Annotated in this window: 22 protein-coding genes; 15 read left to right on the top strand and 7 right to left on the bottom strand. The window is 71.7% G+C overall.

What is annotated here, in order from left to right; all coding sequences use genetic code 11:
* The first annotated feature begins 9 nt into the window (after positions 1-9).
* The gene (locus E9228_RS05320; RefSeq protein WP_166779566.1) at positions 10-1,416 is read left to right on the top strand and encodes a serine hydrolase domain-containing protein; all 1,407 of its coding nucleotides are present in this window, start codon (positions 10-12) and stop codon (positions 1,414-1,416) included.
* Between the two features lie 35 nt (positions 1,417-1,451).
* Here the strand turns inward: E9228_RS05320 and E9228_RS05315 are convergent, their stop codons facing one another.
* On the bottom strand, positions 1,452-2,105 hold the full coding sequence (locus E9228_RS05315; RefSeq protein WP_166779565.1) for a hypothetical protein: 654 nt from the start codon (positions 2,103-2,105) through the stop codon (positions 1,452-1,454).
* A 172-nt stretch (positions 2,106-2,277) separates the two neighbouring features.
* Here E9228_RS05315 and E9228_RS05310 point away from each other — a divergent pair, with 172 nt between their 5' ends.
* From E9228_RS05310 to E9228_RS05300, 3 genes are read left to right on the top strand one after another with little or no spacing between them, the layout of a single operon-like run.
* Positions 2,278-3,873: a sensor histidine kinase gene (locus E9228_RS05310; protein WP_166779564.1), complete on the top strand. Its 1,596-nt coding sequence runs from the start codon at positions 2,278-2,280 to the stop codon at positions 3,871-3,873.
* A gap of 29 nt (positions 3,874-3,902) precedes the next feature.
* A complete protein-coding gene (locus E9228_RS05305; RefSeq protein WP_110904025.1) occupies positions 3,903-4,565 on the top strand; it encodes a response regulator transcription factor in 663 nt (220 codons plus the stop codon).
* Entirely contained in the window at positions 4,562-5,413 is an 852-nt protein-coding gene (locus tag E9228_RS05300; protein ID WP_166779563.1) for an EamA family transporter, read from the top strand. Before E9228_RS05305 ends, E9228_RS05300 begins: the two co-directional genes overlap by 4 nt.
* Before the next feature lie 24 nt (positions 5,414-5,437).
* On the opposite strand, the gene E9228_RS05295 is transcribed toward E9228_RS05300, so the two are convergent.
* From E9228_RS05295 to E9228_RS05285, 3 genes are all read right to left on the bottom strand, one after another.
* The gene (locus E9228_RS05295) at positions 5,438-5,590 is read right to left on the bottom strand and encodes a hypothetical protein (RefSeq protein ID WP_166779562.1); all 153 of its coding nucleotides are present in this window, start codon (positions 5,588-5,590) and stop codon (positions 5,438-5,440) included.
* Positions 5,591-5,698: 108 nt separating this feature from the next.
* Positions 5,699-6,022 carry a hypothetical protein gene (locus tag E9228_RS05290; RefSeq protein WP_166779561.1) on the bottom strand — a complete coding sequence of 108 codons (324 nt, stop codon included), beginning with the start codon at positions 6,020-6,022 and terminating at the stop codon, positions 5,699-5,701.
* A gap of 193 nt (positions 6,023-6,215) precedes the next feature.
* Complete coding sequence (locus E9228_RS05285) at positions 6,216-7,253, bottom strand: substrate-binding domain-containing protein (protein ID WP_166779560.1); 1,038 nt, start codon at positions 7,251-7,253, stop codon at positions 6,216-6,218.
* 102 nt (positions 7,254-7,355) lie between these two features.
* On the opposite strand from E9228_RS05285, the gene E9228_RS05280 reads away from it, so the two are divergent.
* The 9 genes from E9228_RS05280 (at position 7,356) to E9228_RS05240 (ending at position 20,820) form a co-directional block, all read left to right on the top strand.
* Positions 7,356-8,651, top strand: a complete 1,296-nt coding sequence (locus E9228_RS05280; RefSeq protein ID WP_166779559.1) for an ABC transporter substrate-binding protein — start codon at positions 7,356-7,358, stop codon at positions 8,649-8,651.
* Between the two features lie 37 nt (positions 8,652-8,688).
* Complete coding sequence (locus E9228_RS05275; protein WP_110904020.1) at positions 8,689-9,567, top strand: carbohydrate ABC transporter permease; 879 nt, start codon at positions 8,689-8,691, stop codon at positions 9,565-9,567.
* Complete coding sequence (locus E9228_RS05270; RefSeq protein WP_341849780.1) at positions 9,564-10,529, top strand: carbohydrate ABC transporter permease; 966 nt, start codon at positions 9,564-9,566, stop codon at positions 10,527-10,529. Before E9228_RS05275 ends, E9228_RS05270 begins: the two co-directional genes overlap by 4 nt.
* The gene (locus tag E9228_RS05265) at positions 10,529-11,902 is read left to right on the top strand and encodes a glycoside hydrolase 5 family protein (RefSeq protein WP_166779558.1); all 1,374 of its coding nucleotides are present in this window, start codon (positions 10,529-10,531) and stop codon (positions 11,900-11,902) included. The genes E9228_RS05270 and E9228_RS05265 overlap by 1 nt, the downstream gene beginning before the upstream one ends.
* 37 nt (positions 11,903-11,939) lie before the next feature.
* Positions 11,940-14,969 (top strand): alpha-mannosidase, encoded by a 3,030-nt coding sequence (locus tag E9228_RS05260; RefSeq protein WP_166779557.1) that lies wholly within the window; start codon positions 11,940-11,942, stop codon positions 14,967-14,969.
* 124 nt (positions 14,970-15,093) lie between these two features.
* Positions 15,094-16,053 carry an endo-beta-N-acetylglucosaminidase H gene (locus E9228_RS05255; protein ID WP_166779556.1) on the top strand — a complete coding sequence of 320 codons (960 nt, stop codon included), beginning with the start codon at positions 15,094-15,096 and terminating at the stop codon, positions 16,051-16,053.
* Positions 16,054-16,067: 14 nt separating this feature from the next.
* On the top strand, positions 16,068-19,307 hold the full coding sequence (locus tag E9228_RS05250; RefSeq protein ID WP_166779555.1) for a GH92 family glycosyl hydrolase: 3,240 nt from the start codon (positions 16,068-16,070) through the stop codon (positions 19,305-19,307).
* A 66-nt stretch (positions 19,308-19,373) separates the two neighbouring features.
* A complete protein-coding gene (locus tag E9228_RS05245) occupies positions 19,374-20,234 on the top strand; it encodes an alpha/beta fold hydrolase (RefSeq protein ID WP_166779554.1) in 861 nt (286 codons plus the stop codon).
* The gene (locus E9228_RS05240; protein WP_341849779.1) at positions 20,221-20,820 is read left to right on the top strand and encodes a TetR/AcrR family transcriptional regulator; all 600 of its coding nucleotides are present in this window, start codon (positions 20,221-20,223) and stop codon (positions 20,818-20,820) included. Before E9228_RS05245 ends, E9228_RS05240 begins: the two co-directional genes overlap by 14 nt.
* 112 nt (positions 20,821-20,932) lie before the next feature.
* Here E9228_RS05240 and E9228_RS05235 read toward each other — a convergent pair whose 3' ends face one another.
* Genes E9228_RS05235 through E9228_RS05225 form a run of 3 tightly spaced genes read right to left on the bottom strand, consistent with a single transcriptional unit; the run spans position 20,933 to position 22,585 of the window.
* Positions 20,933-21,703, bottom strand: coding sequence for a hypothetical protein (locus tag E9228_RS05235; protein WP_166779553.1), 771 nt, complete (start codon positions 21,701-21,703; stop codon positions 20,933-20,935).
* On the bottom strand, positions 21,703-22,278 hold the full coding sequence (locus E9228_RS05230) for a sigma-70 family RNA polymerase sigma factor (protein WP_166779552.1): 576 nt from the start codon (positions 22,276-22,278) through the stop codon (positions 21,703-21,705). Before E9228_RS05230 ends, E9228_RS05235 begins: the two co-directional genes overlap by 1 nt.
* A 58-nt stretch (positions 22,279-22,336) precedes the next feature.
* Positions 22,337-22,585, bottom strand: coding sequence for an HAD hydrolase-like protein (locus E9228_RS05225; protein WP_166779551.1), 249 nt, complete (start codon positions 22,583-22,585; stop codon positions 22,337-22,339).
* 278 nt (positions 22,586-22,863) lie between these two features.
* Between E9228_RS05225 and E9228_RS05220 the strand changes: the two genes are divergently transcribed.
* Together E9228_RS05220 and E9228_RS05215 are read left to right on the top strand one after the other, a co-directional pair.
* A complete protein-coding gene (locus tag E9228_RS05220) occupies positions 22,864-23,406 on the top strand; it encodes a GNAT family N-acetyltransferase (protein WP_166779550.1) in 543 nt (180 codons plus the stop codon).
* On the top strand, positions 23,403-23,960 hold the full coding sequence (locus tag E9228_RS05215) for a GNAT family N-acetyltransferase (RefSeq protein ID WP_166779549.1): 558 nt from the start codon (positions 23,403-23,405) through the stop codon (positions 23,958-23,960). Before E9228_RS05220 ends, E9228_RS05215 begins: the two co-directional genes overlap by 4 nt.
* Positions 23,961-23,997: the final 37 nt, after the last annotated feature.

The following is a 23,997-nucleotide window of genomic DNA, read 5'->3' as shown; positions in this document are numbered from 1 at the left end:
CTGGTCGGCATGGAGAAGCGCGCTGCCTACGAGTCCGTCCTGCCCTACGTCCGCGAGTGGATCGCGTACAAGGTGTGGCAGCTGCGGTTGCCCGGCGTCCAGGTCGCCGTCGGGTTCGAGGGCCAGGAGCTGTTCGCCGACGCGTTCGGCTACGCGGACGTCGAGGCCGGCCGGCGGCTGACGACGTCGGACCTGTTCCGGATCGCCTCCCACTCGAAGACGTTCACCGCGACCGCGTTGCTGCAGCTCGCCGACCAGGGTGCCCTGCGCCTCGACGACACCGTCGGCACGTTCGTCCCGGCCCTCGTCGAGGCCGGGTCGCCGATCGCCGACGCCACGGTCCGGGAGCTCATGGAGATGGGCGCCGGGGTGGTCCGCGACGGAGCGGACGGCGACCACTGGGCGTTGGCACACCCGTTCCCGGACGCCGACGAACTCGTGGCGCTCGTCGTCGCGGGCGGCGCGAAGGTGCCCGTCGGGTCGGCGTTCAACTACTCGAACCTGGGCTACGGCCTGCTCGGCCTCGTCATCGAAGCGGTCACCGGCACCAGCTACGCCGAGCACGTCCGCACGGCGATCACCGAGCCGCTCGGTCTCACCGGCACCGGCGCCGAGTTCGACCCGGCGCGCGAGGACGAGTACGTCGTGGGCTACACCGGCCTGCACATCGCCCGTACCCGGCAGCGCGTCCCGCACGTGACGACGGGGGCGCTCGCCGCGGCCACCGGGTTCCACGGCACGGCCTCGGACCTGGTCCGGTACTTCTCGGCGCACGTGCCCGGCCGCGGCTCGCTGCTCTCCGACCACGCGAAGCGCCTGGCTCAGCGGAAGGCGTGGAGCGCACTCGACAGCGACCCGGCCGCGCGCGGCTACGGGGCCGGGTTCGTCGTGGACCGGATCAACGGCCGGGAGGTCCGTGGCCACTCCGGCGGGTTCCCCGGGCAGATCACGCAGTCCGTCTTCGACCCCGCGTCCTCGCTGGTCGTGTCGGTGCTGACCAGCAGTGCCACGGGCCCGGCGACGATGCTGGCGTACGGCGTCGTCCACCTGCTCGACGCCGCAGCGGACGAGCACGCCCCCGGGACGCCCGTGCCGGCGGACGTCGACACCGACCGGTACACCGGGCGCTTCACCACGTTCGAGGGCATCACGGACATCGCCCGCGTCGGGGAGCGGCTGCTGGCGATCGACCCGACGCAGCCCGTCCCCACGGAGTCGCCGGTCCGACTGGACGTCGTCGACGCCGACACGCTGCGGATGGCGTCGGGCAACCGGTTCGGGTCGATCGACGAGGACATCGTGTTCACCCGCGACGACTCCGGTGCGATCGTGACCGTGCGGGGCGACAGCGGCATGACGCAGCGTCCGTGGTCCGTGCCGGCGGAGTCACCGGAGGTCGCCGCGGCGCTCGTCTGAGCACCGGACCGCCGGAGCGGGCGGGGCGGTCGGCGTCAGCGGACGTCGGCCGTCTCCCACAGCCGGCGGGCGCCGTCGCCGACCGGGCGGAGCAGCGGCGGCACGAACACCACCGCGGCACCGACGAAGGCGACGAACTGGGCGGTCTGTGGGATCGCGAACAGGACGGTCAACCAGTCCTGGGTCGGCGTCCAGAGCCCGTAGAGCACCGGTTCGACGACCGTCCAGACGAGCCAGACCCCGCCGCCGACCAGGACCGCCCAGGCAGCGACGCGGTGCGCCCGGCCGCCCGCTGCACCCGCGCCCGCGATGGTGTCGGCGGTGGGAGCGGTGTCGGTCCTGGTGCGGACGACGAGCAGCACCCCGAAGACGAACACCAGCACCCGGGCCGCGATGAACAGGACGGTCCCGAGCACCCAGACCGCGTCGGGCAGGAGACCGGCGACCGACCAGGTGAGCACGGCGAGGGCGAAGGCGAGCAGGACGCGGTCGTGACCGCGGAGGGCTCGGACCGTCACCAGGGCAGCGGCGACGACACCGACGACCATCACCGTGCGGAAGCCCACCGTGTACAGGTCCTGCGCGGTGAGCGCGAGCTGCGACCAGGTGGCCACGACGGCGAGCGCCGGGACGAGTGCGGCGACGACCGCGGCGAGCGCCGACAGTCGATCGCGTGTGGTGTCGTGCATGGTTCCCCCTCGTGCTGTCCTGCGTCGGTGCAGTGTCGGCACTCTACGCATCACGCTCCACCGACACCAGAGCCGGTCGGGGCCTGTGGAGAACGGGGGTGGGGACAACCCCACCACGGGTCCGGGAGGCGGCAGGATGGGACCGGGCCCGCTCCTCCGCGAGGCTCGATGCATGACCGACACCGACCGGCTCGACCTGGCCCGCACCGTCCCCCTGGACGACGCGGTGACCTCGCCCGACCATGCCGAGACCGTTCCGCTCGACACCACGACACCGGAAGCGACCATCCCGATGCCCTCCGCCCCTGCACCCGGTCCCGGCGGGCCTCCCGGCGCCTGGGACGCGACCCCGCCGGTGACCACCCCGCAGCCGCCGGAGCCGTCGTCGTCGGCGCCCGGCGGTCGCGGTCCGGATGCCCCGATCCGCTCCGGCAGCGGTGGCAGCGGTGGGCGAGCGAGCGCGGGCGCCTTCTACCGGGAGGCCTGGCGTCGGTCGCCGCGGGACTTCGGCTACATGGCCCTCACCGCGGTGCTCCTCTGCACCCTGTACTTCGCGTTCCCCGCGATCCTGGGCATCGGTGGGCTCGGGTCGCGTGACGTGGTCAACCCGTTCACCCTGCTGCTGTTCTTCGTGGCGCTGTTCGTCGCCCGGTGGCTCGGGCAGTTCGAGAAGCTCCGGATGAGCTGGGCCGACCCGCGGCCGATCCGTCCGGTGGACTGGACGCCGAAGTGGCAGCAGAACTGGTGGACGCGCACCGGTTCGGCGGTCGCGAACCCGCACTACTGGCTGTACCTGCTGCACGCGGTCGTCGTGTACCCGCTGACCGCCGCCGTGACGGTCGGTGCCGGTCTGCTCCTGGCGGTCGGGTTCCTCTGGCCGGTCGTCGTCGTCCTGGTGTACGTCGTCGGCGGCCGGTACCTGCTCGACCCGAACGACATCGGCTCGGGTGCCGGGGTCCTCTTCCTGGCACTCCTGTCCATGGCCGCGAGCGTCGTCCTCTTCCCGCTGTGGCTGCGCGGCTCGGTGCTCGCGCACTACTGGATCGACCACGGTCTGCTCGGTGGGTTCCGGGCCGAGGTGCTCGAGGAGCGGGTGGCGGGCCTCCAGGCCTCCCGTGCCGGCGCGGTGACCGCCGAGGGGCAGGCGCTCCGACAGATCGAACGCGACCTGCACGACGGACCCCAGCAGCGGCTCGTCCGACTGCGGATGGACCTGGCTGCGGCCGAGCGGTCGTTCGAGAAGGACCCGGAGCGGGCGAAGCGGCTCATCGGTGAGGCGTCCGGCCACGCCCAGGACGCGCTCGACGAGCTCCGGGCGCTGTCCCGTGGGTTCGCGCCGCCGATCCTGCTCGACCGTGGGCTCGTCGCCGCCCTCGAGGCGCTGTGCTCCCGATCGCCGATCCCGGTCGGACTCGACATCCGCCTGCCCGACGGCCTCGAGCTCGCGACGGAGATCCAGCGGAACGTCTACTTCACGGTCAGCGAGCTGCTGACGAACACCGCGAAGCACGCCGGCGCCTCGGTGGCCGGGGTGTACCTCGGGCTGCTCGTCGACACCGCCGGCACCTGGTTCCTGACGGTCAGCGTCACGGACGACGGCCGCGGTGGGGCGAGTCCGCGCGAAGGACACGGCATCGAGGGCCTGATGGGCCGGATGCGCGCCCTCGACGGCGAGCTGACCGTGTCCAGCCCCCTCGGCGGACCGACCGAGGCGACGGCACGGATCCCGCTCGGCGCGCTGAACGGCGTACCCACCCCGCGCACGTGACCGGACCCCGTCGCCACTAGGCTGACCGCATGACCGACGGCCCGGATGCAGCACGCATCCGGGCCGTCGTCGTCGACGACGCCGTCCTGCTCCGCGAGGGCCTGGCCCGCGTGCTCGACGAGGCCGGCATCGACGTCGTCGGCCAGTTCGGTGACCCGGCGTCGTTCCTCGCCGCACTGCCCGCGCTGACGCCCGACGTCGTCGTGATGGACGTCCGGATGCCGCCCACCTTCACCGACGAGGGCGTCCGTGCCGCCGTCCAGGCCCGGCGCATCGCACCCCGGACCGGCATCCTGCTGCTGTCCCAGTACGTCGAGGCCGCCTACGCCGAGGACGTCCTGGCGGCCGGCAGCGCCGGCATCGGCTACCTGCTCAAGGACCGTGTCACCCGGCTCGACGAGATCGACGACGCCGTCCGACGGGTCGCGTCGGGAGGCACGGTGCTGGACCCCGAGGTCGTCACCCAGCTCATGAGTCGCCGCCGCGATCCCCTCGCGGCGCTGACGCCCCGCGAGCGCGAGGTCCTCGGCCTGATGGCGGAGGGCCGCACGAACGCCGCCATCGCCCGCGCCCTCGTGATCGGGACCGGCGCGGTCGAGAAGCACGTCACGAGCATCTTCGGCAAGCTCGCGCTCGAGGACACCGGTGAGGACCACCGCCGTGTCCTGGCCGTCCTGGCCTACCTCGGATGAACCGGGTCCCGGCACCGCTGCTGGCACTCACCGCGATGGTGTCCGTCCAGATCGGCGCCGCGGTCGCGAAGACCCGCTTCGACGACGTGGGCTCGGTCGGTGCCGCCACCCTGCGGCTCGTCATCGGCGCGATCATCCTGGCGCTCGTCGTCCGTCCCCGCGTCCGCCACTGGACCCGGGCCCAGTGGCTCGCCGCGGTCCTGCTGGGCCTGGCCCTCGGCGGCATGAACCTGTTCATCTACGTGGCGTTCGCAACGATCCCCATCGGGGTCGCCGTGACGATCGAGTTCCTCGGCCCGCTGACCCTCTCCCTCGCCCACACCCGGCGGTGGCGGGATGCCGTCTGGGCGGCGCTGGCGCTCGCGGGCGTGGTGCTGCTGGGCGTCGGACCGTCCGCGGTCGGTGACGTCGGGGGCGTCCTGGCCGCGGTCCTCGCCGCCGGGTGCTGGGCCGCCTACATCGTGATGAACCGTCGCGTCGGCGCAGCGATCCCCGGGATCGACGGGCTCGCGGTGTCGATGCTCGTCGCGATGGTGGTGGCGCTGCCGTTCGGACTCCGGTCCGCCGCTGCCGGAGTCATCGCCGAGCCGACGCTGCTCGTCGTGTTCGGTGTCGTCGCGCTGCTGTCGAGCGTGCTGCCGTACGCGCTCGAGATGTCGGCGCTCCGTCGGATGCCGACGCGGGTCTTCGGCGTGCTGCAGAGTCTCGGGCCGGCGATCGCGGCGCTCGCCGGGCTGGTCGTCCTCGGTGAGGCGCTGTCGGCGCTCGAGGTCGTCGCACTGGTCTGCGTCACCGCGGCGAGTGCCGGGGTCACGCTGTCGTCGCGACGCGGTGCCGCAGCGGCCTGACGGCGGCGGTCCTGCTCGTGCGGACTACTCGGCGCGGAGGAAGTCCGCGTACGTGGGCTCGGCCTGCACGCCCGACAACAGCGACGGGTCGTTGACCCGGCGGTCGACGTAGGCCGCGATGACCTCGGGCGGGGTGAGCACGTGAGCGACCCAGGTCGGCACATCGGTCTTCTTCATGAGGCCTCCTCCCGGGTCTCCGGCCGGTTGTCTCGATGATCGAGAAGTTCAGCGAACCGGTGTGTCACGAACGATCCTCGCCGGTGGTCGGGAAGTCAACGCAGTGCGTCATGCGGACTCCGGGGAACGCGATCGCGCCGGTCGTGGATCGGACCGGCTGCCGTTCGTCGGCGCGTGTCCGGTGCGCGGATCCGCCGCGCGCAGGGTGCGGTGCTTCACGGCCGAGCGCCAGATCCAGGCGTCGGCCTGTTGTCCGAACTGCGCCCACTCGACCAGGACGGCGTCCCGGGTCCAACTCCGGGCGAACGCCTTCACCCGGACGTGGAACGTCGGGAACTGGACCCACGCCCAGACCGGGATCGGGGTGACCGCGTGGCAGACGTCGCCGCCCCGGGCGTCCTCCGACAGGGAGAAGGCGCTCGGGCGTTCCACCTCCGGGTGCTCCGGGGGCTGCCACCGGTTCTCGCGACGCCGTCCCACCCTCGTATTCGAACGTGTGTTCGAATGCTGCGTCAAGTCCGACGTGTGCTCCGGCGTGTCCGGGACGGCCTGCACGACGGCATGGCCCCGCCGTGGCGCGGCCCCGCCGTGGTGCAGCGTGGCCCCCGCCGTCGCGCAGCGTGGGTCAGGGGGTGACGCGGGCCGTGGACTCGCGCACGCTCAGCGTCAGCTCGGGCCCCGGGCGCGACGGCAGGGGAGCGTCGGACTCGATCTGCTCGCGGAGCAGCACGGCGGCCCGCTGCCCGAGCTCGACGGTGTCACGGGTCAGCGAGGTGATCGCCGGCCGGACGAGACGGATCATCGCCGAGTCGTCGAACGACACGATCGAGACGTCCTGCGGCACGCGCACGCCCATCTCGCTCGCGACCCCGAGCCCGGCGACGGCGAGCACGTCGTTGTCGAACACGATGGCGGTCGGTCGGGTCGTCGCGGAGAGCAGGCGTCGGGTGGCTGCGGCGCCGGCCTCGGCGGAGTAGTCGGTCGGCACGGACTCGGTCCGGTCGTCGGGGTCGTCGCCCGCGCCGGCGAAGGCCCGGACGCGATCGATCCGCAGTGCGGTGTGCTCGAACTCGGGCGGCCCGGAGACGTGCGCGATCCGCCGGTGTCCCAGGGCCCGCAGGTAGCGCAGGACCGTGTCGGTGGCGTCCGAGTCGTCGATCCAGACGCTCGGGGCCGCACCCGCCGGTGACGGGTGCGAGCCGACGACGACCGAGGGCATGCCGAGTTCGGCGAGCAGGCGCAGGCGGTCGTCGTCCCGCCGCGGGTCGATGACGATCACCCCGTCGACCCGGTGTCCGCGCCACCAGTCCCGGTAGGTCTCGAGCTCCTCGTCGGCATCACGGGCGACGAGCAGCGTCATGCCGATGTGGGTGCCCGTCAGGCCGAGCTGGATGCCGGAGATCAGGTCGCCGAAGAACGACTCGGTGCCCAGGGTGCGGGCCGGTCGGTTGAGCACGAAGCCGATGGAGCCGGCCTTCGCACCGCCCAGGGCCCGCGCCGCGGTGTGCGGTTGCCAGTCGAGGTCGCGGGCCACCTGACGGACCCGTTCGCGTGTCGTCTCGGACACGCCGGGGCGCCCGTTGAGGGCGAACGAGACGGCGCTGATTGACACGCCGGCCCGTGCTGCGATGTCGGCGATCGTCGTCCGGCGTCCTGTGGCCACGGGCTTGACTATAGCGCTTTAGTCAGGCATCGTCGCCGTCACGCAGGGGTTCGGCGCACACGGCTGAACCGGTTCAGTAGCTCGACGAAGGAGTCAGCAACGATGAGAAGCACCCACCGCACCACGTCGGGCCGAGTGGCCGCGATCCTCGCGGGCGCCGCAGCGACCGCCCTCGTCCTCACCGGTTGCTCGAGCGGCAGCACCGCCGGCACCGGCGGTGGCGACGGCGAGATCAGCGGGTCGATCACCCTCCAGACCTGGGCCCTCACGCCGACCTACACGGACTACCTCAACGGGGTCGTCAAGGCGTTCGAGAAGAAGCACCCGGACGCGAAGGTCAAGCTCGTCGACCAGCCCGGCGACGGCTACGCGGACAAGGTGCTCAGCCAGGCCTCGTCGAACTCGCTGCCCGACGTCGTCAACCTGCCGCCGGACATCGCCCTGCCCCTCGCCAAGCGCGGCTTCCTGCAGGACGTGTCGAAGGACGACAGCACGCTCTCGAGCACCTACGTCGAGGGCGCTCTGGCCGCCTACGACTACAAGGGCGTCGACGGCACGTTCGGGTACCCCTGGTACCTCAACACCGACATCGACTACTGGAACAAGACGATGTTCACCAAGTGCGGTCTCGACCCGGCCAGCCCGCCGAAGACGACCGACGAGCTGTTCTCGCAGGCCGAGACGATGCACCAGAAGTGCCCGGACGACTACCTGATGAGCCGCAAGCCCGGCCTGTCCGACTTCTCGCTCGCCGGCGTCAAGATCCTCAACGCCGACGGCACGAAGTTCACCTTCGCGAACTCGTCGAAGGCCGCCGACCTCATCACGAAGTACGCCAAGGCCTACAAGGAGGGCCTGATGCCGTCGTCGGTCCTCAACACCGACTACCTCGGCAACTCCACCCTGTTCACGCAGGGCAAGGTCGCGTGGACCACCGGTGGAGCGACCGCGATCAGCGACTTCGAGAAGAACAACCCGTCGCTCAAGGGCAACATCATCGTGTCGCCGGCGCTGGACAACCCGCCGCTGTACGTGCAGGGCCTCAGCGTCTCGGCGAAGAGCAAGCACATCGCCACGGCCGAAGCGCTCGCCGCGTTCATGACCAACGCGGAGAACCAGGAGGCGTTCGCGCACCTGGTGAACATCTTCCCGTCGACGAAGTCCTCGCAGTCCGACCCGTTCTTCTCGAAGGACGACGGCACCGTGCAGGCCAAGGCCCGGGTGCTCGCCAACGAGGCGCTGAAGACCGCGAAGAACCTCAACCCGGTCGAGGCCAACTCGGCGATGACCGACTTCCTCGACCAGCAGATCGCACTGGCGATGAAGGGCGGCGTGAGCCCCGAGAAGGCGCTGCAGACCGCGCAGGACAAGATGAACACCCTGCTCGCCAACGGCTGATCCAGCCCCGTCACGTCAAGGAAGAGGGAGGATCGTCATGCGTGCGAACCGCTGGTTCACGCCCTGGCTGCTGGTGCTGCCCGCACTGGTATGGCTGCTCGCGTTCAGTCTCTGGCCGTCGATCAACACCGTGCGGCTGTCGTTCACCAACGCCAGCCCGCTCGGCGGGGTCAGCGCGTGGGTGGGGACGGCGAACTTCCGGACCCTGCTCGCGGACCCGCAGGTGTGGGAGGCGCTGCTCAACAGCGTCATCTACATGGCGGTGTGCCTGCCGCTGCTGACGGTCCTCCCGCTCCTGATGGCGGTGCTCGTCCAGCACAAGATGCCCGGCATCGCGTTCTTCCGCACCGCGTACTACACGCCGGTGATCGCGAGCGCGGTCGTCGTCGGGCTGATCTGGAACTGGATCCTCGACGACCGCGGTGTCGTCAACGAGATGGCACAGTCGCTCGGCATCGTGCAGGGCGCGATCCCGTTCCTGACCGACCGGTGGCTCCTGCTGTTCAGCGCCATCAGCCTGACCGTGTGGAAGGGCCTCGGCTACTACATGATCATCTTCCTGGCCGCGCTCGGGAACGTCGGCAAGGACCTGCACGAGGCCGCCGCACTCGACGGCGCCGGCTCCGTCCGACGCTTCTGGTCGGTCACGATGCCCGGTGTCCGCGGCACGATGACCCTCGTCGGCATCCTGGTCTGCGTCTCCGCGCTCCGGGTGTTCAGCGAGCTCTACATCCTGACGAACGGGACGGGTGGCCCCGGCGGCCAGGACAACTCCCTCGTCATGCTCATCCAGCAGTACGCCCGCGGCTTCACCGGCAACCTCGGCTACGCGTCCGCCCTGAGCCTCCTGCTCTTCGCCGTGACGCTCATCCCGATGCTCGCCCTGGCCCGGATGAACAGCAAGGCGGACAAGTGACGAACACGACCGACACCAGCGAACCCGTCATCGGCGGCAACGCCGGTCTGGCCGCACCGACGCCGGACCTGACCGGCGCGACGGGCGGGAGGGGAGCCTCCAGGCCGCCCGGCAAGCGGCGCCGTGCCGCCTGGGGCGTGATGTCCACCCGCGAGAAGGCGGTCCGCTACGTCCTGCTCGTCGTGGTGCTGTTCATCACGATCGGCCCGTTCGTCTGGCAGCTCTCGACCTCGCTCAAGGGCACCGGCGAGGACATCTACACCGCGAACCCGTCCTTCATCCCGTCGCAGCCGACGATCGGCAACTACCTGCGGGTCGCCGACGCGATCCCGGTCTTCGGCTACATCGGCAACTCGCTCATCGTCGCCGCGATCGACGTGCTCGGGAACATCGTCTTCGCGACCCTCGCGGGCTTCGCCCTGGCACGGCTGCAGTGGCGGTTCCGCAAGCTCGTCCTCGGCCTGTTCCTCGCCACCCTGGTGCTGCCGGGCGAGGCGACGATCATCTCCCAGTTCGTCACCGTCAAGGACCTCGGCCTCGCCGACTCCCTGGTCGGGGTCGCCCTGCCCGGCATGATCGCGGCGCTCAACGTGCTGCTCATGTTCAACGCCTTCCGGCAGGTGCCCGAGGAGATCGACCAGGCGGCCGTGATGGACGGCGCGAACGCGTTGCAGCGGCTCCGGTACATCTCGTTCCCGGCCGTGCAGGGGACCATCGCGGTGATCGCGATCTTCTCGTTCATCGGCGCCTGGGACGACTTCCTGTGGCCGCTCATCGTCCTGCAGTCGCCGGACAAGCTCACCCTGACCGTCGGTCTGCAGTACCTGCAGGGCACGTTCGCCACCGACCAGCGGATGATCGCGGCCGGCACGATGATCGCCTTCATCCCGATCGCGGTGATCTTCGCCCTCCTGCAGCGCTTCTTCTTCAAGGGTGTGGAAGAGGGCGGGGTGAAGGGCTGATGCGCTTCGGCGTCAACCACGCACCGTCGGTGGGGTGGTTCCACTCGTGGCTGGACTTCTCACCCTCGGACACCGCCCGCGACCTCGAGGCGATCGCGGGTCTCGGTGCCGACCACGTCCGGATCTTCCCGCTCTGGCCGGTCGTGCAGCCGAACCGCACCCTGATCCGGCCCGCGGCACTGCAGGACGTCGCGACCGTCGTCGACATCGCCGGCTCGTTCGGGCTCGACGTCAACGTCGACGCGCTGCAGGGGCACCTGTCGAGCTTCGACTTCGTGCCCTCGTGGCTGGACAGCTGGCACCGCCGGAACATGTTCACCGACCCGGACGTCGTCGCATCGACCGCCGACTACGTCCGTGCTCTGGCCGCGGCGGTGGCGGACCGGCCGAACCTGCTCGGGGTGACGATCGGCAACGAGGTGAACCAGTTCGCGCACGCCCCGCACCCGACGCCGTTCCCGACGACGCCGGACCAGGGGCACGCGTGGGCGGCGGCCATGGTCGACGCCGCACGCGCGGGGCTCGAGACCGGCGCAGCCGCGTCCGGCACCGTCGCGTCCGGTTCCGGCCGGGAGGCCCGTGGCGCGTCCGCCCCGCTGCCCCGGCAGCCGCTGGTCACCCTGGCGCAGTACGACGCCGCCTGGTACGACGACGCGCAGCCGTTCGGGCCCGAGCACGCGGCCGAGCACGGCGACGCCACGGTCACGCACTCGTGGGTGTTCAACGGCGCGGCCCGCCTGCACGGAGCCCTCGGCGCCGGGTCCGTCCGGCACGGTGAGTACCTGCTCCAGCTGGCCGCCGCGTGGAACGACCGCGCGGACCGGCCGAACTGGTTGCAGGAGGTCGGCGCACCGACGAACGTGGTGGACGTGGCCGACGCCCCGAGCTTCACCGAGCAGACGATCCGGCACGCCCTCGACGTGCAGCACCTCGCCGGCATCACGTGGTGGTGCTCCCACGACGTGTCCCGGTCGCTCGCGGACTTCCCGGAGCTCGAGTACGACCTCGGGCTGCTCACGAACGACGGCCGCGTGAAGCCGACGGGGGAGCGGTTCCGCGAGATGGCGTTGGCGTTCGGTGACGGCCGGTACGAGGCACCGACGCCGCCGTCGACCGCGCTCGTGCTCGACGACGTTGCTCCGGACGGGGCGCCGCTCTCCGGCACGCGTGCCGACTCGGCGCCCGGGGGCCGGTTCGCCGCCGCGTGGCTCACGCTCGCCGAGCAGGACGGGCGCGGCCCCCAGGTGGTCCTGCGCTCCCGCCTCCGGGACACCGCGTTCCTGGCAGCCCGCGGCATCCGCACCTGCGTCGACGTCCCCGCCGACACCACGACGACCGCGCTCCGGGTCGCGCACCCCGCGGCCATGCCCTGACCGAACCGCACGACCACCGCCGTCCCCGGAAGGACCCATGCACGACGACATCCCGCTCACCATCGGCCGCGCACGCCGTGTGCTCGACGAGCGCATCCTGCCCGAGGTGCACGCCACCGCCGTCCCGCTCGACACCGCCTGGCACGAACTGCCCGGTGAGCCGATCGCCCCCGCCGACGGCCTCGCGCTCACCTTCGAGCCGTACGAGGTCGGCACCCCCTGGGGCGCCGCGTGGGGCACCACCTGGTTCCGGCTCAGCGGCACCGTCCCCACCGAGTGGGCCGGACAGCGCGTCGAGGCGCTCATCGACCTCGGGTTCGACAAGAACATGCCGGGGTTCCAGTGCGAGGGACTCGTGTACCTGTCCGACGGCACCCCGGTGAAGTCGATCAACCCCCGCAACCAGTGGGTGCTCATCGCGGAAGCAGCCGTCGGCGGCGAGACCGTCGAGTTCTTCGTCGAGGCGGCGTCGAACCCCGTGCTGCTCGACTACCACCCCTTCCTCGTGACGCAGGAGGGCGACATCCGGACCTCGTCCCCGAAGCGGCTGTACACGTCGCGCCGGATGGACCTGGCCGTGTTCGCGTCCGAGGTGCACGAACTCGCGCTCGACATCGACGTGCTGCTCGAGCTGCAGGAGGAGCTGCCACAGGGCCCGCGCCGGATGCGCATCCTGCAGGCCCTCGACGACGCGCTCGACGCCCTCGACCTGCAGCACATCGCCGAGACGGCCCCGGACGCCCGCGCAGCGCTCGCCGAGGTGCTCGCCGCCCCCGCCGAGGCCTCCGCGCACCGGATCTCGGCCGTCGGCCACGCGCACATCGACTCCGCCTGGCTCTGGCCGGTGCGCGAGACGATCCGGAAGGTCGCGCGCACCACCTCGAGCATGACCGAGCTCATCGACCAGACCGACGACTTCCTCTACGGCATGTCCAGCGCGCAGCAGTACGCCTGGATCAAGGAGCACCGCCCCGAGGTGTACGCGAAGGTCAAGGCCGCCGTCGCCGCCGGTCGGTTCCTGCCGCTCGGCGGGATGTGGGTCGAGTCCGACACGGTGATGCCGACCGGCGAGAGCATCGTCCGCCAGTTCTCGCAGGGCCAGCGGTTCTTCGAGCGCGAGTTCGGCATCCGACCCAAGGGTGTGTGGCTGCCGGACAGCTTCGGGTACTCGCCGGCGCTCCCGCAGCTGATGCGCCGTGCCGGGTTCGAGTGGTTCTTCACGCAGAAGATCTCCTGGAACCAGGTGAACAAGTTCCCGCACCACACGTTCCTCTGGGAGGGCATCGACGGGTCGCGGGTGTTCTCGCACTTCCCGTCGATGGACACCTACAACTCCCGGCTGTCCGGGTCCGAGGTCGCGAAGGCCGCACGCCAGTTCCGCGAGAACCGTCTGGCGTCCGGCTCGATCGCCCCGGTCGGCTGGGGCGACGGCGGCGGCGGCACCACGCGCGAGATGACCGGCACGGCCGCGCGCCTGGCGGACCTCGAGGGCAGCGCACGCGTCACGTGGGAGCACCCGGACGCGTTCTTCGACCGGGCGAAGTCCGAGCTGGAGCACCCGCCCGTGTGGGTCGGCGAGCTCTACCTCGAGCTGCACCGTGCGACTTTGACCAGCCAGCACCAGACCAAGCAGGGCAACCGCCGCAGCGAGCACCTGCTCGTCGAGGCCGAGCTCTGGGCCGCGACCGCCGCTGCCCGTACCGACTTCCCGTACCCGTACGAGGAGCTCGACGCGCTGTGGCAGCAGGTCCTGCTGCAGCAGTTCCACGACATCCTGCCGGGCACCTCGATCGCATGGGTGCACCGCGAGGCCGTCGAGCGGTACGCGGAGATCGCGGACCGCCTGGAGGCCCTCATCGCCTCCGCCCTGTCGGCCCTCGCTGGTACCGGGGACCGCACGATCGTCGTGAACCCGGCCCCGAGCCTCCAGGGCGGTGCCCTCGCGCAGAGCGCGGTCCTGACCTCCGACCTGGAGGCCACGACCCCGGTCGCGATCACCGAGGCCGACGGCGTGTTCGTGCTGACGAACGAGCTGGTGCGCGTCGTCGTCGACGCCCGCGGGCTCGTCACGAGCGCCGTGGACCTGGCCACCGGCCGCGACGCGATCGCTCCCGGGCAGGTCGCGAACCTGCTGCAGCTGCACCAGGACTTCCCGAACATGTGGGACGCGTGGGACGTCGACCGCTACTACCGCAACCGGGTCGAGGACCTGGTCTCGGTGACCTCGATCGACTCCTCGGTCGATGAGTCGGGTGTCGCCCGGGTCGTCGTGTCGCGGGCCTTCGGCGACTCGACCGTGACGCAGGAGATCGTGCTGGAGCCCGGGGCGCGGACGCTCGAGTTCGACCAGACGACCGACTGGCACGAGACCGAGAAGTTCCTCAAGGTGGCGTTCCCGCTCGACGTCCGCGCCGAGCACACCATCGCGGAGACCCAGTTCGGCGCACAGAAGCGGGTGACCCACACGAACACCTCGTGGGAGGCCGCCAAGTTCGAGACGTCGATGCACCGCTACGTGCTCGTCGAGGAGCCCGGCTTCGGTGTCGCCCTCGTCAACGACTCGATCCACGGGTTCGACGTCACGCGCGACGCGGTCGACGGCCACGTCACCACGACCCTGCGGCTCTCGCTGCTGCGGGCACCGCGGTTCCCGGACCCGGAGACCGACCAGGGTGTGCAGACCCACCGGTACGGCCTGGTCGTCGGCACCGACGTCCTCGGGGCGACCGCAGCCGGGACGGTGATGAACAGCGCCGCCCGCACCGTCACGGGCGACCACGGGTTCGGGCCGCTCGTCCAGGCCTCCGGTGACGTGGTGGTGTCGGCCGTGAAGCTCGCCGACGACCGCTCCGGGGACCTGGTCGTCCGCGTGTATGAGCCGGTCGGACGTCGGGGGACCGGCGGTCTGGGCGTCGAGGGGCCGTTCGGCGACCCGGTCGAGGTCACGCTGCTCGAGGAGACCGACGCGGCACTGCCCGGGGTCGCCGCGGTCACCGACGGCGTGGCGGCGTTCGCGGTCGACGCGTTCGAGGTCCGCACCTTCCGCTTCCCGCGGAGCGGCCGCTGACCGGCGCCCGTTGAGACCCCCGCCGTCGGGACTTCGGGTGTCCCGGCGGCGGGACCCACGGCCGGTCGGTCGTGGGCCCGCGGCGGCACCTCGTCGTCGCGGACACCACTCGAAGAGGAGTGTCATGCAGAAGTCCATGAAGATCGGGATCGTGGCGGCGCTGGTCGCCATGGTGGCGGCACCGATGGTGCCCGCGGCAGCATCGGCAGCACCGGGCGGGCCGGCAGCGGCCGCAGCGGGGCAGGGTCACGGCCACGGCCACGGGCGACCGGGGCACAGTGCCCCGACGAAGACGGGTCCGACCAGCATCGCCTACGTCGAGGTGAACAACGACGAGCTCCGGAACGTCGGCCGGTACACGCTCGAGAACGGCGCGAACGCGTTCGACGTGGCGATCATCTTCGCCGCGAACATCAACCGTGACGCGGACGGCGACGCGGTCCTGTACGCCAACGAGAACGTGCAGCGAACCCTCGACCAGGCGGCGACGCAGATCCGTCCGCTGCAGGCCAAGGGCATCAAGGTGACGCTCTCGGTGCTCGGGAACCACCAGGGCACCGGGCTGGCGAACTTCACCTCGAAGGCCGAGGCGCGGGACTTCGCGGCGCAGGTCGCCGCCACCGTCAAGCGGTACGGGCTGGACGGCGTCGACCTGGACGACGAGTACTCGGACTACGGCGTGGACGGCACCGCGCAGCCGAACGAGCAGTCGATCGGGTGGCTGATCTCGGCGCTCCGTGCGGACATGCCGGGCAAGATCATCTCGTTCTACGACATCGGCCCGTCGTCGGACGCCCTGAAGACCGCGCACCCGTCCGTCGGGAAGAAGCTCGACTACGCCTGGAACCCGTACTACGGCACCTACACGGCGCCGAGCATCCCCGGGGTGCCGAAGTCGAAGCTGTCGGCCGCGGCGATCGACATCCAGAACACCCCGGCCGCGACCGCGGTGACACTGGCGCAGCGCAGCAAGGCCGACGGGTACGGCGTCTTCATGACGTACAACCTGCCGGACGGCGACGTCAGCCCGTACGTGTCCGGGTTCACGAAGGTGCTGTACGGCCAGAGCGCGGTCTACGAGTGAGGAACGACTGATCCATGAGTGACGCACGCCGTGGTGGCCCGGAGGCCGCTGACCCGACGACAGTGGGCCCGACGACCGCGGTCGCGGCCCGGAACGGGGTCGGTTTCGTCTCGCACGAGGCGACCCCGGTCGAACAGACCGACCCGGGGGAGACCGTGCAGGTCCTCCCCGGGTTCGCCGGTCGGGAGGTCGGCCCCGCCGACGTCCTGACCTGGGTCTGGTTCCCGGAGCGGTCGCTGCCCGAGGGGCAGACCGAACCGGCGGTCTCGGACCTCGACGGGTTCTGGGCCGCCACGGCGTTCGCACTCGACATCGTCTTCACCGACGGCACCCGGCTGAGCGAGGGCGGTGCCCGCGACCAGTACGGCGACGCGGTCACCCCGGAGGCGCAGGACGACGCACGCAAGCAGTGGGTCGACCAGTGGAACCGGCGGACCGTCGACCTGGCGGCGCACGTCGGCCGGGTCGTGGACCGCCTGGAGGCCCGGCTCGGTCGTGCAGACCGGCCCGCGTCCGTCACCGGTCCGGACCGCCCGGTCCGCGGCTGGGTCGACGACGTCCGCATCGAGCCCGTCGGTCCCGCGACCGGTGCCCTGCCCGCCGACGCCCGCCCGCTCGACCACGTCCGCACCACCCGCGGCACGCACTCGTCCGGCACGTTCTCGCGCGGCAACACCGCACCCCTCGTCGGGCTGCCGCACGGCGGGGTGTTCGGGCTGCCGATGACGAACGCCGCCGACAGCCGGTGGCCGTACGCGTACCAGGAACACAACCGACCGAGCGACAACCGGCCCGCGATCCAGGCCTTCGCGACGAGCCACCTCCCGTCACCGTGGATGGCCGACCGCGGCGTGTTCCAGGTGATGCCGTCCCCGCTCGCCGACCCCGACGTCGACCGGACCGCCCGCGCGCTCGGCTTCGACCACGTCGACGAGCTCGACGGCCCGCACCGCTACCGGGTCGCGCTGGATGCGGGCGTCACCGCCGAGATGACCGCCGGGGAGTTCGCCCTGGCGTGGCGCTTCACCGGCGTCCGGAGCATCGTCCTCGACCACCACGGCGTGCTCCGCTCCAGCACCGTCCGGCTCGAGGACGGCACGGCGGTCGTCGACGCCCTGCTCGACGACCGGGCCGAGACGCCGCCGCACCACGTGCACCTGCGGATCACGAACGCGCTCGCCGAGCACACCACGTTCGTCGACGGGCTGCTCCGCGGCCGGGTCGAGGTCTCCGGCGACACCGACGTCCTGCTCGGCATCTCGACCGTCTCCGCCGAGGACGCGATCGCGAACCTCCGCGCTGCGGGGGACTTCGACGCGATGCGCGGGCACGCCGAGGACCGCTGGACCGCCGAACTCGACACGCTGCAGGTCGAGGGCGCCACCCCGGACCAGCTCGTGTCGCTGTACTCGGGGCTCTACCGGGCGTTCCTCTACCCGACCCGGGCGGGGGAGACCGCCCTCGTCCACCAGACCGATCCGGCCGGCAGCCCCCGACACCGCTCCCCGTACGGCGACGTCCTGTCCGAGCCGATCCGCGACGAGCCCGGCCCCGAGGTCGTCGACGGGCCGCTCACCACCACGAACGGGTTCTGGGACACCTACCGGACGGCCTGGCCGCTCCTCGCGCTCCTCACCCCGGACACCGCGGCCGACCTGGCCGAGGGTGTCGTCGGACACTTCACCGACGGTGGCTGGACACCCCGCTGGAGCGCCCCCGGCGCCGAGGACGTCATGACCGGCACCACGAGCGACACCGTCTTCGCCGACCTCGTCGCGAAGGGCGTCGACGGGTTCGACGTCGCGCAGGCCTACCGGTCCGCGGTGCGGAACGCGACCGTCCCGGCACGGGACCGACGGGTCGGGCGGAAGGGGAGCCTCCCGGGCCTGTTCCGGGGGTACGTCGACACGGCGACCGGCGAGGGCATGTCGTGGACGCTCGACGCGGCCATCAACGACTGGGGCGTCGCGGTGCTGGCGAACGCGATGGCGGACCGTGCCGTCGCGGCCGGGGACGACGTCGGCGCTGCCCGCCACCGGGCCGAACACGAGTGGTTCGCGCGCCGGTCGCTGCAGTACCGGAACGTCTTCGACCGCGAGCGTGGGTTCTTCATCGGCCGGACGCCCGACGGCAACTGGCGTGACGCCGGTCCGGCCGGCGACTCCGACCCGGACGGCGGTTTCGACCCGGACGTGTGGGGGAGCGACTACACCGAGACGAACGCATGGGGCACGATGTTCACCGCCCCGCACGACGGTGCCGGGGTCGTCGACCTGCACGGCGGACCGGCTGCCTTCGACCAGGCGTTCGCCCGCTTCTGGGCGCGCCGCGAGACCGGCGGCACGGACCGCTCCGGCTCCTACGGCTTCGCGATCCACGAGATGACCGAGGCCCGCGACATCCGGATGGGCATGCTCGGCCTGTCGAACCAGCCGGCGCACCACATCCCGTTCTTCCCGATGTTCACCGGTCGGCACGACGACGCCCACCGCATCGTCCGCGAGTGCCTGGAACGACTCTTCGTCGGCTCGGACCTGGGCCAGGGGTACCCGGGCGACGAGGACAACGGCGAGATGAGCGCCTGGTACGTCTTCGCCACGATCGGGCTCTACCCGCTGGCACCGTCGACGGGCACCTACGTGCTCGTGCCGCCGTCGGTCCGGAGAACGGTGCTGAACCGAGGGGGAGGGTCGTCCACCGTCATCGAGACCACCGGCAGTGGTGCGTCCATCGCCTCGGTCACCGTCGACGGTGAGCCCTGGGAGTCGGTGAGCATCCCGCACGCGGTCGTCGTCGCGGCCACACGCATCGAGGTGGCGCTCGCCGAGACGCCGCAGGGGTGGGCAGCGGCCAGCCGTCCGGCATCGGCCTCCGCCCTGCACGGGTACCGGGACACGCCGGACGACGTCCTGCCCGTCGGGGCATCGCCACTCACCGACGACACCGGGGCGACCGTCGTGTCGCTCGGGGCGGGGGAGTCCGTCGTCGTGCCGGTCACGGTGTCGCAGGCCTCGCTCGTCACGGTGACCGTCGCCGCGGCCGGCACCGGGTCGTGGCGGATCGTGCTGCGGGACGCCGACGGCGCGGCGGTGCACGTGCTCGACGGGTCGGACGAGACCTTCGACCGGGACGGCCAGACGCGGGTGTTCCCGTTCGCCGGCGGGGTGGACGGCGGGACGCTCGCGTTCGAGGCACTGACACCGGTCGCGCTGACGCAGCTGCAGCTCGTCGCGGCCGACGGGACCGCTCGCTGACGACGGGTTGACGGGCGTGGCTATGGGTGTTAGCTTTTGGCTAACACTCGTAGCCAGGAGGCGCACATGCTCGAACACATCGAACGCGACGGCGGCACCATCGCCGTCGACGTCACCGGCACCGGACCCCTCGTCGTCCTCGCCCACGGCATGGGGGACAGCCGACACTCGTACCGGTTCCTCGTGCCGGAGCTCGTCGCCGCCGGGTACCGCGTCGCCAACGTCGACATCCGCGGCTGCGGCGACTCGAGCACCGGATGGGCCGGGTACTCCCGCACCGACATCGCCGGGGACCTCGTCGCCGTCGTCCGACACCTCGGCGGTCCGGCCGTCGTCGTCGGCCAGTCCATCAGCGGTGGGGCCGCGACCATCGCCGCCGCCGACGCCCCCGAACTCATCACCGGCGTCGTCGAACTCGCCCCCTTCACCCGCGCCCAGTCCTTCGACGTCGCCGGGTTCCTCCGCAACCGGAACCACCACCGTTCCGGCACGATCCAGCTCCTCCGCGTCATGGCCGCCGGCAGCCTGCCCGGCTGGCTCGCCTACCTCGACCTCGCCGTCCCCACGAAGCCCGCCGACTGGGCCGTCGAACGCCGCCGCATCGAGACCACACTCCGACAGCCCGAGCGGATGGCGGTCCTCCGGGCCATGACCAAGACGACCCCCGCGGACGCCGGTGCCCGACTGGCAGACGTCCGCTGCCCGGTCCTCGTCGTCCAGGGCGGCGCCGACCCGGACTGGGCCGACCCCGCTGCCGAAGGACGCCGCGTCGTCGGCGACCTGACGACGGGCCTCGGCGAACTCGCCGTCATCGACGGTGCCGGCCACTACCCGCACACCGAGACGCCCGCCCAGGTCCTGGCGCTCCTGCTGCCGTTCCTCGGCCGCACCCTGACGGCCACCACCACCGGGGGTGACCGTGCCTAGGGCCGGACTCGATCCCTCCGTCGTCACCGAAGCCGCTGCGGCCCTGGCCGACGAGAACGGTCTCGCGCACCTGAGCATGAGCACCCTCGCGGACCGGCTCGGCGTGAAGCCGCCGTCGCTCTACAAACACGTGGCGGGCCTCCCGGACCTGACCCGCCGGATCGCCGCGCTCGCCGCCGCGGAGTTGACCGAGGAGCTGACCGACGCGACCGGGGGGCGGACCGGACGGGAGGCGCTGGCCGCCGCCGCGCGCACCGTGCGTCGGTACGTGCAGGAGCACCCCGGTCGCTACGCCGCCACCACCGGCAGTCGTCCGGCCGACGCCGACGACCCGCTCAGCTCCGCTCTCGACCAGTCGCTGTCGTCGTTCGTCACCGTCCTGCGGGACTACGGTCTCGACCCGGCGGACGAAGTGCACGCGCTCCGGATGCTCCGCAGCATGCTGCACGGGTTCGCCACGCTCGAGGTGTCCGGTGGGTTCCAGCTCGGCACGGACGTCGACGAGAGCTTCACGTGGATGATCGACTTCCTCGACCGGGGGTTGCGCGCGCAGGCGTCAGGTGGGGGCGACCGGGCGGATCGCTAGCCTGCTCGCGGGGACCGTGGACGACACGATCACCACCTGGGACGGCAGCACGCCCGCGGAGCACACGGCGCCGCTGTCCACGGCACGGCGACCGACCTGACCGGCAGCCCGGTCAGTGGCGCCGCGACGGCGTGGGTGACGGCGGTGCGGTCCGAACCGAGTCGAGGTCGTCGATGATGTCCTGGTCGAGGGGGACCTCCTCGGCGACGCCGACCGTCGTGTGTCCGATCACCGTCATGCCGTCGGACTCGACCACGTCACCGCCATCCACGTCGGTCGACCGGATCCAGCCCCGGCGACCGTTGTCCGCCGTCGCGGGCACCAGGTCCGGCTGCCCCGAGGCGTTCGGGACGCCGTAGGTCTGGCCCTGCCCGTTCACGCCCCAGGCCGACGTGACCGCGGTGGCGTACTGCACCGTCGCCGTCCACCGCGTGCCGGCGGACGCCTCCACGCTGAACGTCGTCGTCCCGTGCTCGGGCAGCCGCCCGTCGACGACGTGCATCGTCCGCTTCATGCGGCAGTGGACTCCAGATGCACCCTGGCCGACGGTGGGGACGGTCACCATCCCGACGTCGTTGCGACAGGTGATGTCGACGATGACGGCGCCCGCGGTGTCCGGGGCATCGCCGATCTCGATCAGTGCGGGCCCCGTGTGCGTCTCGGTGGTCGTCCGTCCGATGGCTGCGGTCGTCGTCGAGCCGGGGAGACCGGCGACGACGAGTGCAGCGGCGCTGGTGGTCACGGCGACCGCGGCGACCGCGGCGACGGACACAGCGATGCGTGCGCGCCGTTGTCGGCGCTGCAGGGTGCTGCGCCGTGTGCCGATCGCCGAGAGTTCGGAACGGATCGCCGTCGCGGCGTCGGGATGCATGTCGGTGCTCATCAGGAAGTGCCTTCCGGGGCGTTGCGGACGCTGGGACGGAGATCGTGGAGTTCGTGCTGGAGGCGCTGCCGCAGCCGGTGCAGGCGGACCCGCGCTGCGGGCGGCGTGAGACCGACCGCCTGCGCGGCCTGCAAGACGGGCATCTCCTCCACCCCGGTCAGCACCAGCAGTGCCGCCTCGACGGGGGAGAGTCCGCGGATCGTGTCTCGGAGACGCCGGCGAGCCTCCAGGCCCTCGGCGTCGACGGCCGGAGCGACGGCCTCGCTCCGGGGGAGCTCCTCGAGGAGCTTCCGGTACCGGGCCGCAGCCCGGCGGTGGTTGCGGGTCAGGTTGACCGTCGTGACCAGCAACCACGGGGCGACCGAGCCGGCGACGAGCGTCACACTGCGGCGTCGGCGCCAGAGCTCGTAGAACGCGGCTGCCGTGACGTCCTCGGCATCGTGGGTGTTCTCGGTCAAGGTCAGTGCGCGTCGGTAGATCCGCGGTCGGTGGCGGTCGAACAGCAGAGCGAACGCCGCTCCGTCGTCGTGGACTGCTCGTGCCCACACCGAGCTGTCGTCCTGTTCGTCCTGCACACCTAGGAGTGTCCGGTCAGGGCTCCGGCGTTACAAACTCGTCAGTGTCGGAGCCGTGTCAGGGGAGTGCGCGCACCAGGCCGTCCAACGTGTCCAGGTGCAGGTCGGCCTGGGCCACCTCGATGCGCTCGGCGTGCACGTGCCCCCACGGTCCGCGACGGATGAACGCGGTCCACATCCCGGCTGCCTTCGGCGGCAGGACGTCGTTGTCCAGACGGTCGCCGACGTACAGGACCTCGTCGGCACGGCAGCCGGACGCCGCGACGACCGGGCGGAGAAGTCGGACGACGGCTTCGCCACACCCCATGAGGTCGACGACGCGATGAAGTCCGGCGCGCAACCGGCCGCACGCAGCTGCTGCTCGACCCCGGCCGGTTGGTTCCCCGCGATGCCGACCAGGAGGCCGTGGGCTCGGACCGCCTCCAGGGTCGCGACCGCATCCGGGTACAGGTCGACCGCCTCGATCGGCTGCCCGCTCGCGGCCGGAGTGCGAGGATCGGCGTGTGCAGTACCGACGACTCCCCACGGGCCTCCGGGCGGTCGTCTTCGACGTGGGCGAAACGCTAGCCCGGTACGGTCGCAGACATGGCCGTCTCGTTCTCCGTCCGCCGAACCGTCGAGGACGACTGGCCGCTGGTACGTGGCCTGCGCGTCGAGAACGCGACCGACAACCCGATCTCCTACGGGGCGACGCTCGAGACGACGCTCGCGATGTCGGAGGCTGACTGGCGGCTCCGTGCCCGGCGCGGCCAGGCCGAGGACGCGACGAGCCTCGCTGCCGTCGAGACCGACACCGGCCGGTGGATCGGCATGATGAGCGCGCAGAGCCACGATGACGACGGCCCGGACCCGGTCCTGACCGGTGTGTTCGTCTCGCCGGGCCACCGTGGGCGCGAGAACGGGGTGGCAGACGCGCTGCTGGACGGCATCCTCCGGTGGGCGCACGAACGAGGTGCCACGCGCCTCCGGCTGTTCGTGGACGAGCACGCCGAGCCCGCGCGCCGCTTCTACGCACGGCACGGGTTCGTCCCCACGGGGAGGACGCGTCCGGTCGGGTTCACGGCCGGCAACACGCTCGAACTCGTTCGGACGCTCGACAGCGCCGTGCTGGACGGGCGTACCCGATGACCGTGATCCGACTGGTCGAGCCGGACGACAGTCGTGCGCTCGCCGACCTGCTCGTCCGCAACCGGGCGTTCCTCGCTCCGTGGAGTCCGATCCGCGCCGAGGACCACGAGACCGCCGACGGGCAACGGCGGGACATCGATCTGGTCCTGGAGCGTCACCGTCGCGGCGAGAGCGTGCCGTTGGTGGTCCTCGACGACGCCGGCGACGTGGCCGGACGCCTGACCCTCAGCGGAATCGTGCGTGGCCCGTTCCGGTCGTGCGCGATGGGGTACTGGCTGTCGGAGGACCGCACCGGCCGCGGTCTCGCCACCCGGGCGGTCGCCGCAGCCCTCCGGCATGTCTTCGACGACCTCGGCCTGCACCGGGTCCAGGCGGAGACACTCGTCCACAACGCCGCGTCCCAGCGGGTCCTGGCCCGGAACGGGTTCGTTCAGTACGGCCTCGCTCCGCGGTACCTGGAGATCGCGGGCCGGTGGCAGGACCACTGCATGTTCCAGCGGCTGCGCGACGACCCTCCGGTGTCGTCCGGCGACCGGAGCGCGCCGCTGGGCTGATGCCGTTCGGCCGCTCGACTCTGCGGGAGCGCCGACG

The sequence above is a fragment of the Curtobacterium salicis genome, from assembly GCF_011759505.1.
GTDB classification, from domain to species: Bacteria; Actinomycetota; Actinomycetes; order Actinomycetales; family Microbacteriaceae; genus Curtobacterium; species Curtobacterium salicis.
Note: the sequence above shows the minus strand (reverse complement) of the source record. Positions and strands in the feature narration are given on the sequence as shown.

Bases quoted from the DNA above. Each gene is read 5' to 3' on its own strand.
- E9228_RS05320 (WP_166779566.1), top strand. From the start codon at position 10: ATGGAGAAGCGCGCTGCCTACGAGTCCGTCCTGCCCTACGTCCGCGAG.
- E9228_RS05315 (WP_166779565.1), bottom strand. From the start codon at position 2,105: ATGCACGACACCACACGCGATCGACTGTCGGCGCTCGCCGCGGTCGTC.
- E9228_RS05310 (WP_166779564.1), top strand. From the start codon at position 2,278: ATGACCGACACCGACCGGCTCGACCTGGCCCGCACCGTCCCCCTGGAC.
- E9228_RS05305 (WP_110904025.1), top strand. From the start codon at position 3,903: ATGACCGACGGCCCGGATGCAGCACGCATCCGGGCCGTCGTCGTCGAC.
- E9228_RS05300 (WP_166779563.1), top strand. From the start codon at position 4,562: ATGAACCGGGTCCCGGCACCGCTGCTGGCACTCACCGCGATGGTGTCC.
- E9228_RS05295 (WP_166779562.1), bottom strand. From the start codon at position 5,590: ATGAAGAAGACCGATGTGCCGACCTGGGTCGCTCACGTGCTCACCCCG.
- E9228_RS05280 (WP_166779559.1), top strand. From the start codon at position 7,356: ATGAGAAGCACCCACCGCACCACGTCGGGCCGAGTGGCCGCGATCCTC.
- E9228_RS05275 (WP_110904020.1), top strand. From the start codon at position 8,689: ATGCGTGCGAACCGCTGGTTCACGCCCTGGCTGCTGGTGCTGCCCGCA.
- E9228_RS05265 (WP_166779558.1), top strand. From the start codon at position 10,529: ATGCGCTTCGGCGTCAACCACGCACCGTCGGTGGGGTGGTTCCACTCG.
- E9228_RS05260 (WP_166779557.1), top strand. From the start codon at position 11,940: ATGCACGACGACATCCCGCTCACCATCGGCCGCGCACGCCGTGTGCTC.
- E9228_RS05255 (WP_166779556.1), top strand. From the start codon at position 15,094: ATGCAGAAGTCCATGAAGATCGGGATCGTGGCGGCGCTGGTCGCCATG.
- E9228_RS05250 (WP_166779555.1), top strand. From the start codon at position 16,068: ATGAGTGACGCACGCCGTGGTGGCCCGGAGGCCGCTGACCCGACGACA.
- E9228_RS05245 (WP_166779554.1), top strand. From the start codon at position 19,374: ATGCTCGAACACATCGAACGCGACGGCGGCACCATCGCCGTCGACGTC.
- E9228_RS05235 (WP_166779553.1), bottom strand. From the start codon at position 21,703: ATGAGCACCGACATGCATCCCGACGCCGCGACGGCGATCCGTTCCGAA.
- E9228_RS05225 (WP_166779551.1), bottom strand. From the start codon at position 22,585: ATGGGGTGTGGCGAAGCCGTCGTCCGACTTCTCCGCCCGGTCGTCGCG.
- E9228_RS05220 (WP_166779550.1), top strand. From the start codon at position 22,864: ATGGCCGTCTCGTTCTCCGTCCGCCGAACCGTCGAGGACGACTGGCCG.
- E9228_RS05215 (WP_166779549.1), top strand. From the start codon at position 23,403: ATGACCGTGATCCGACTGGTCGAGCCGGACGACAGTCGTGCGCTCGCC.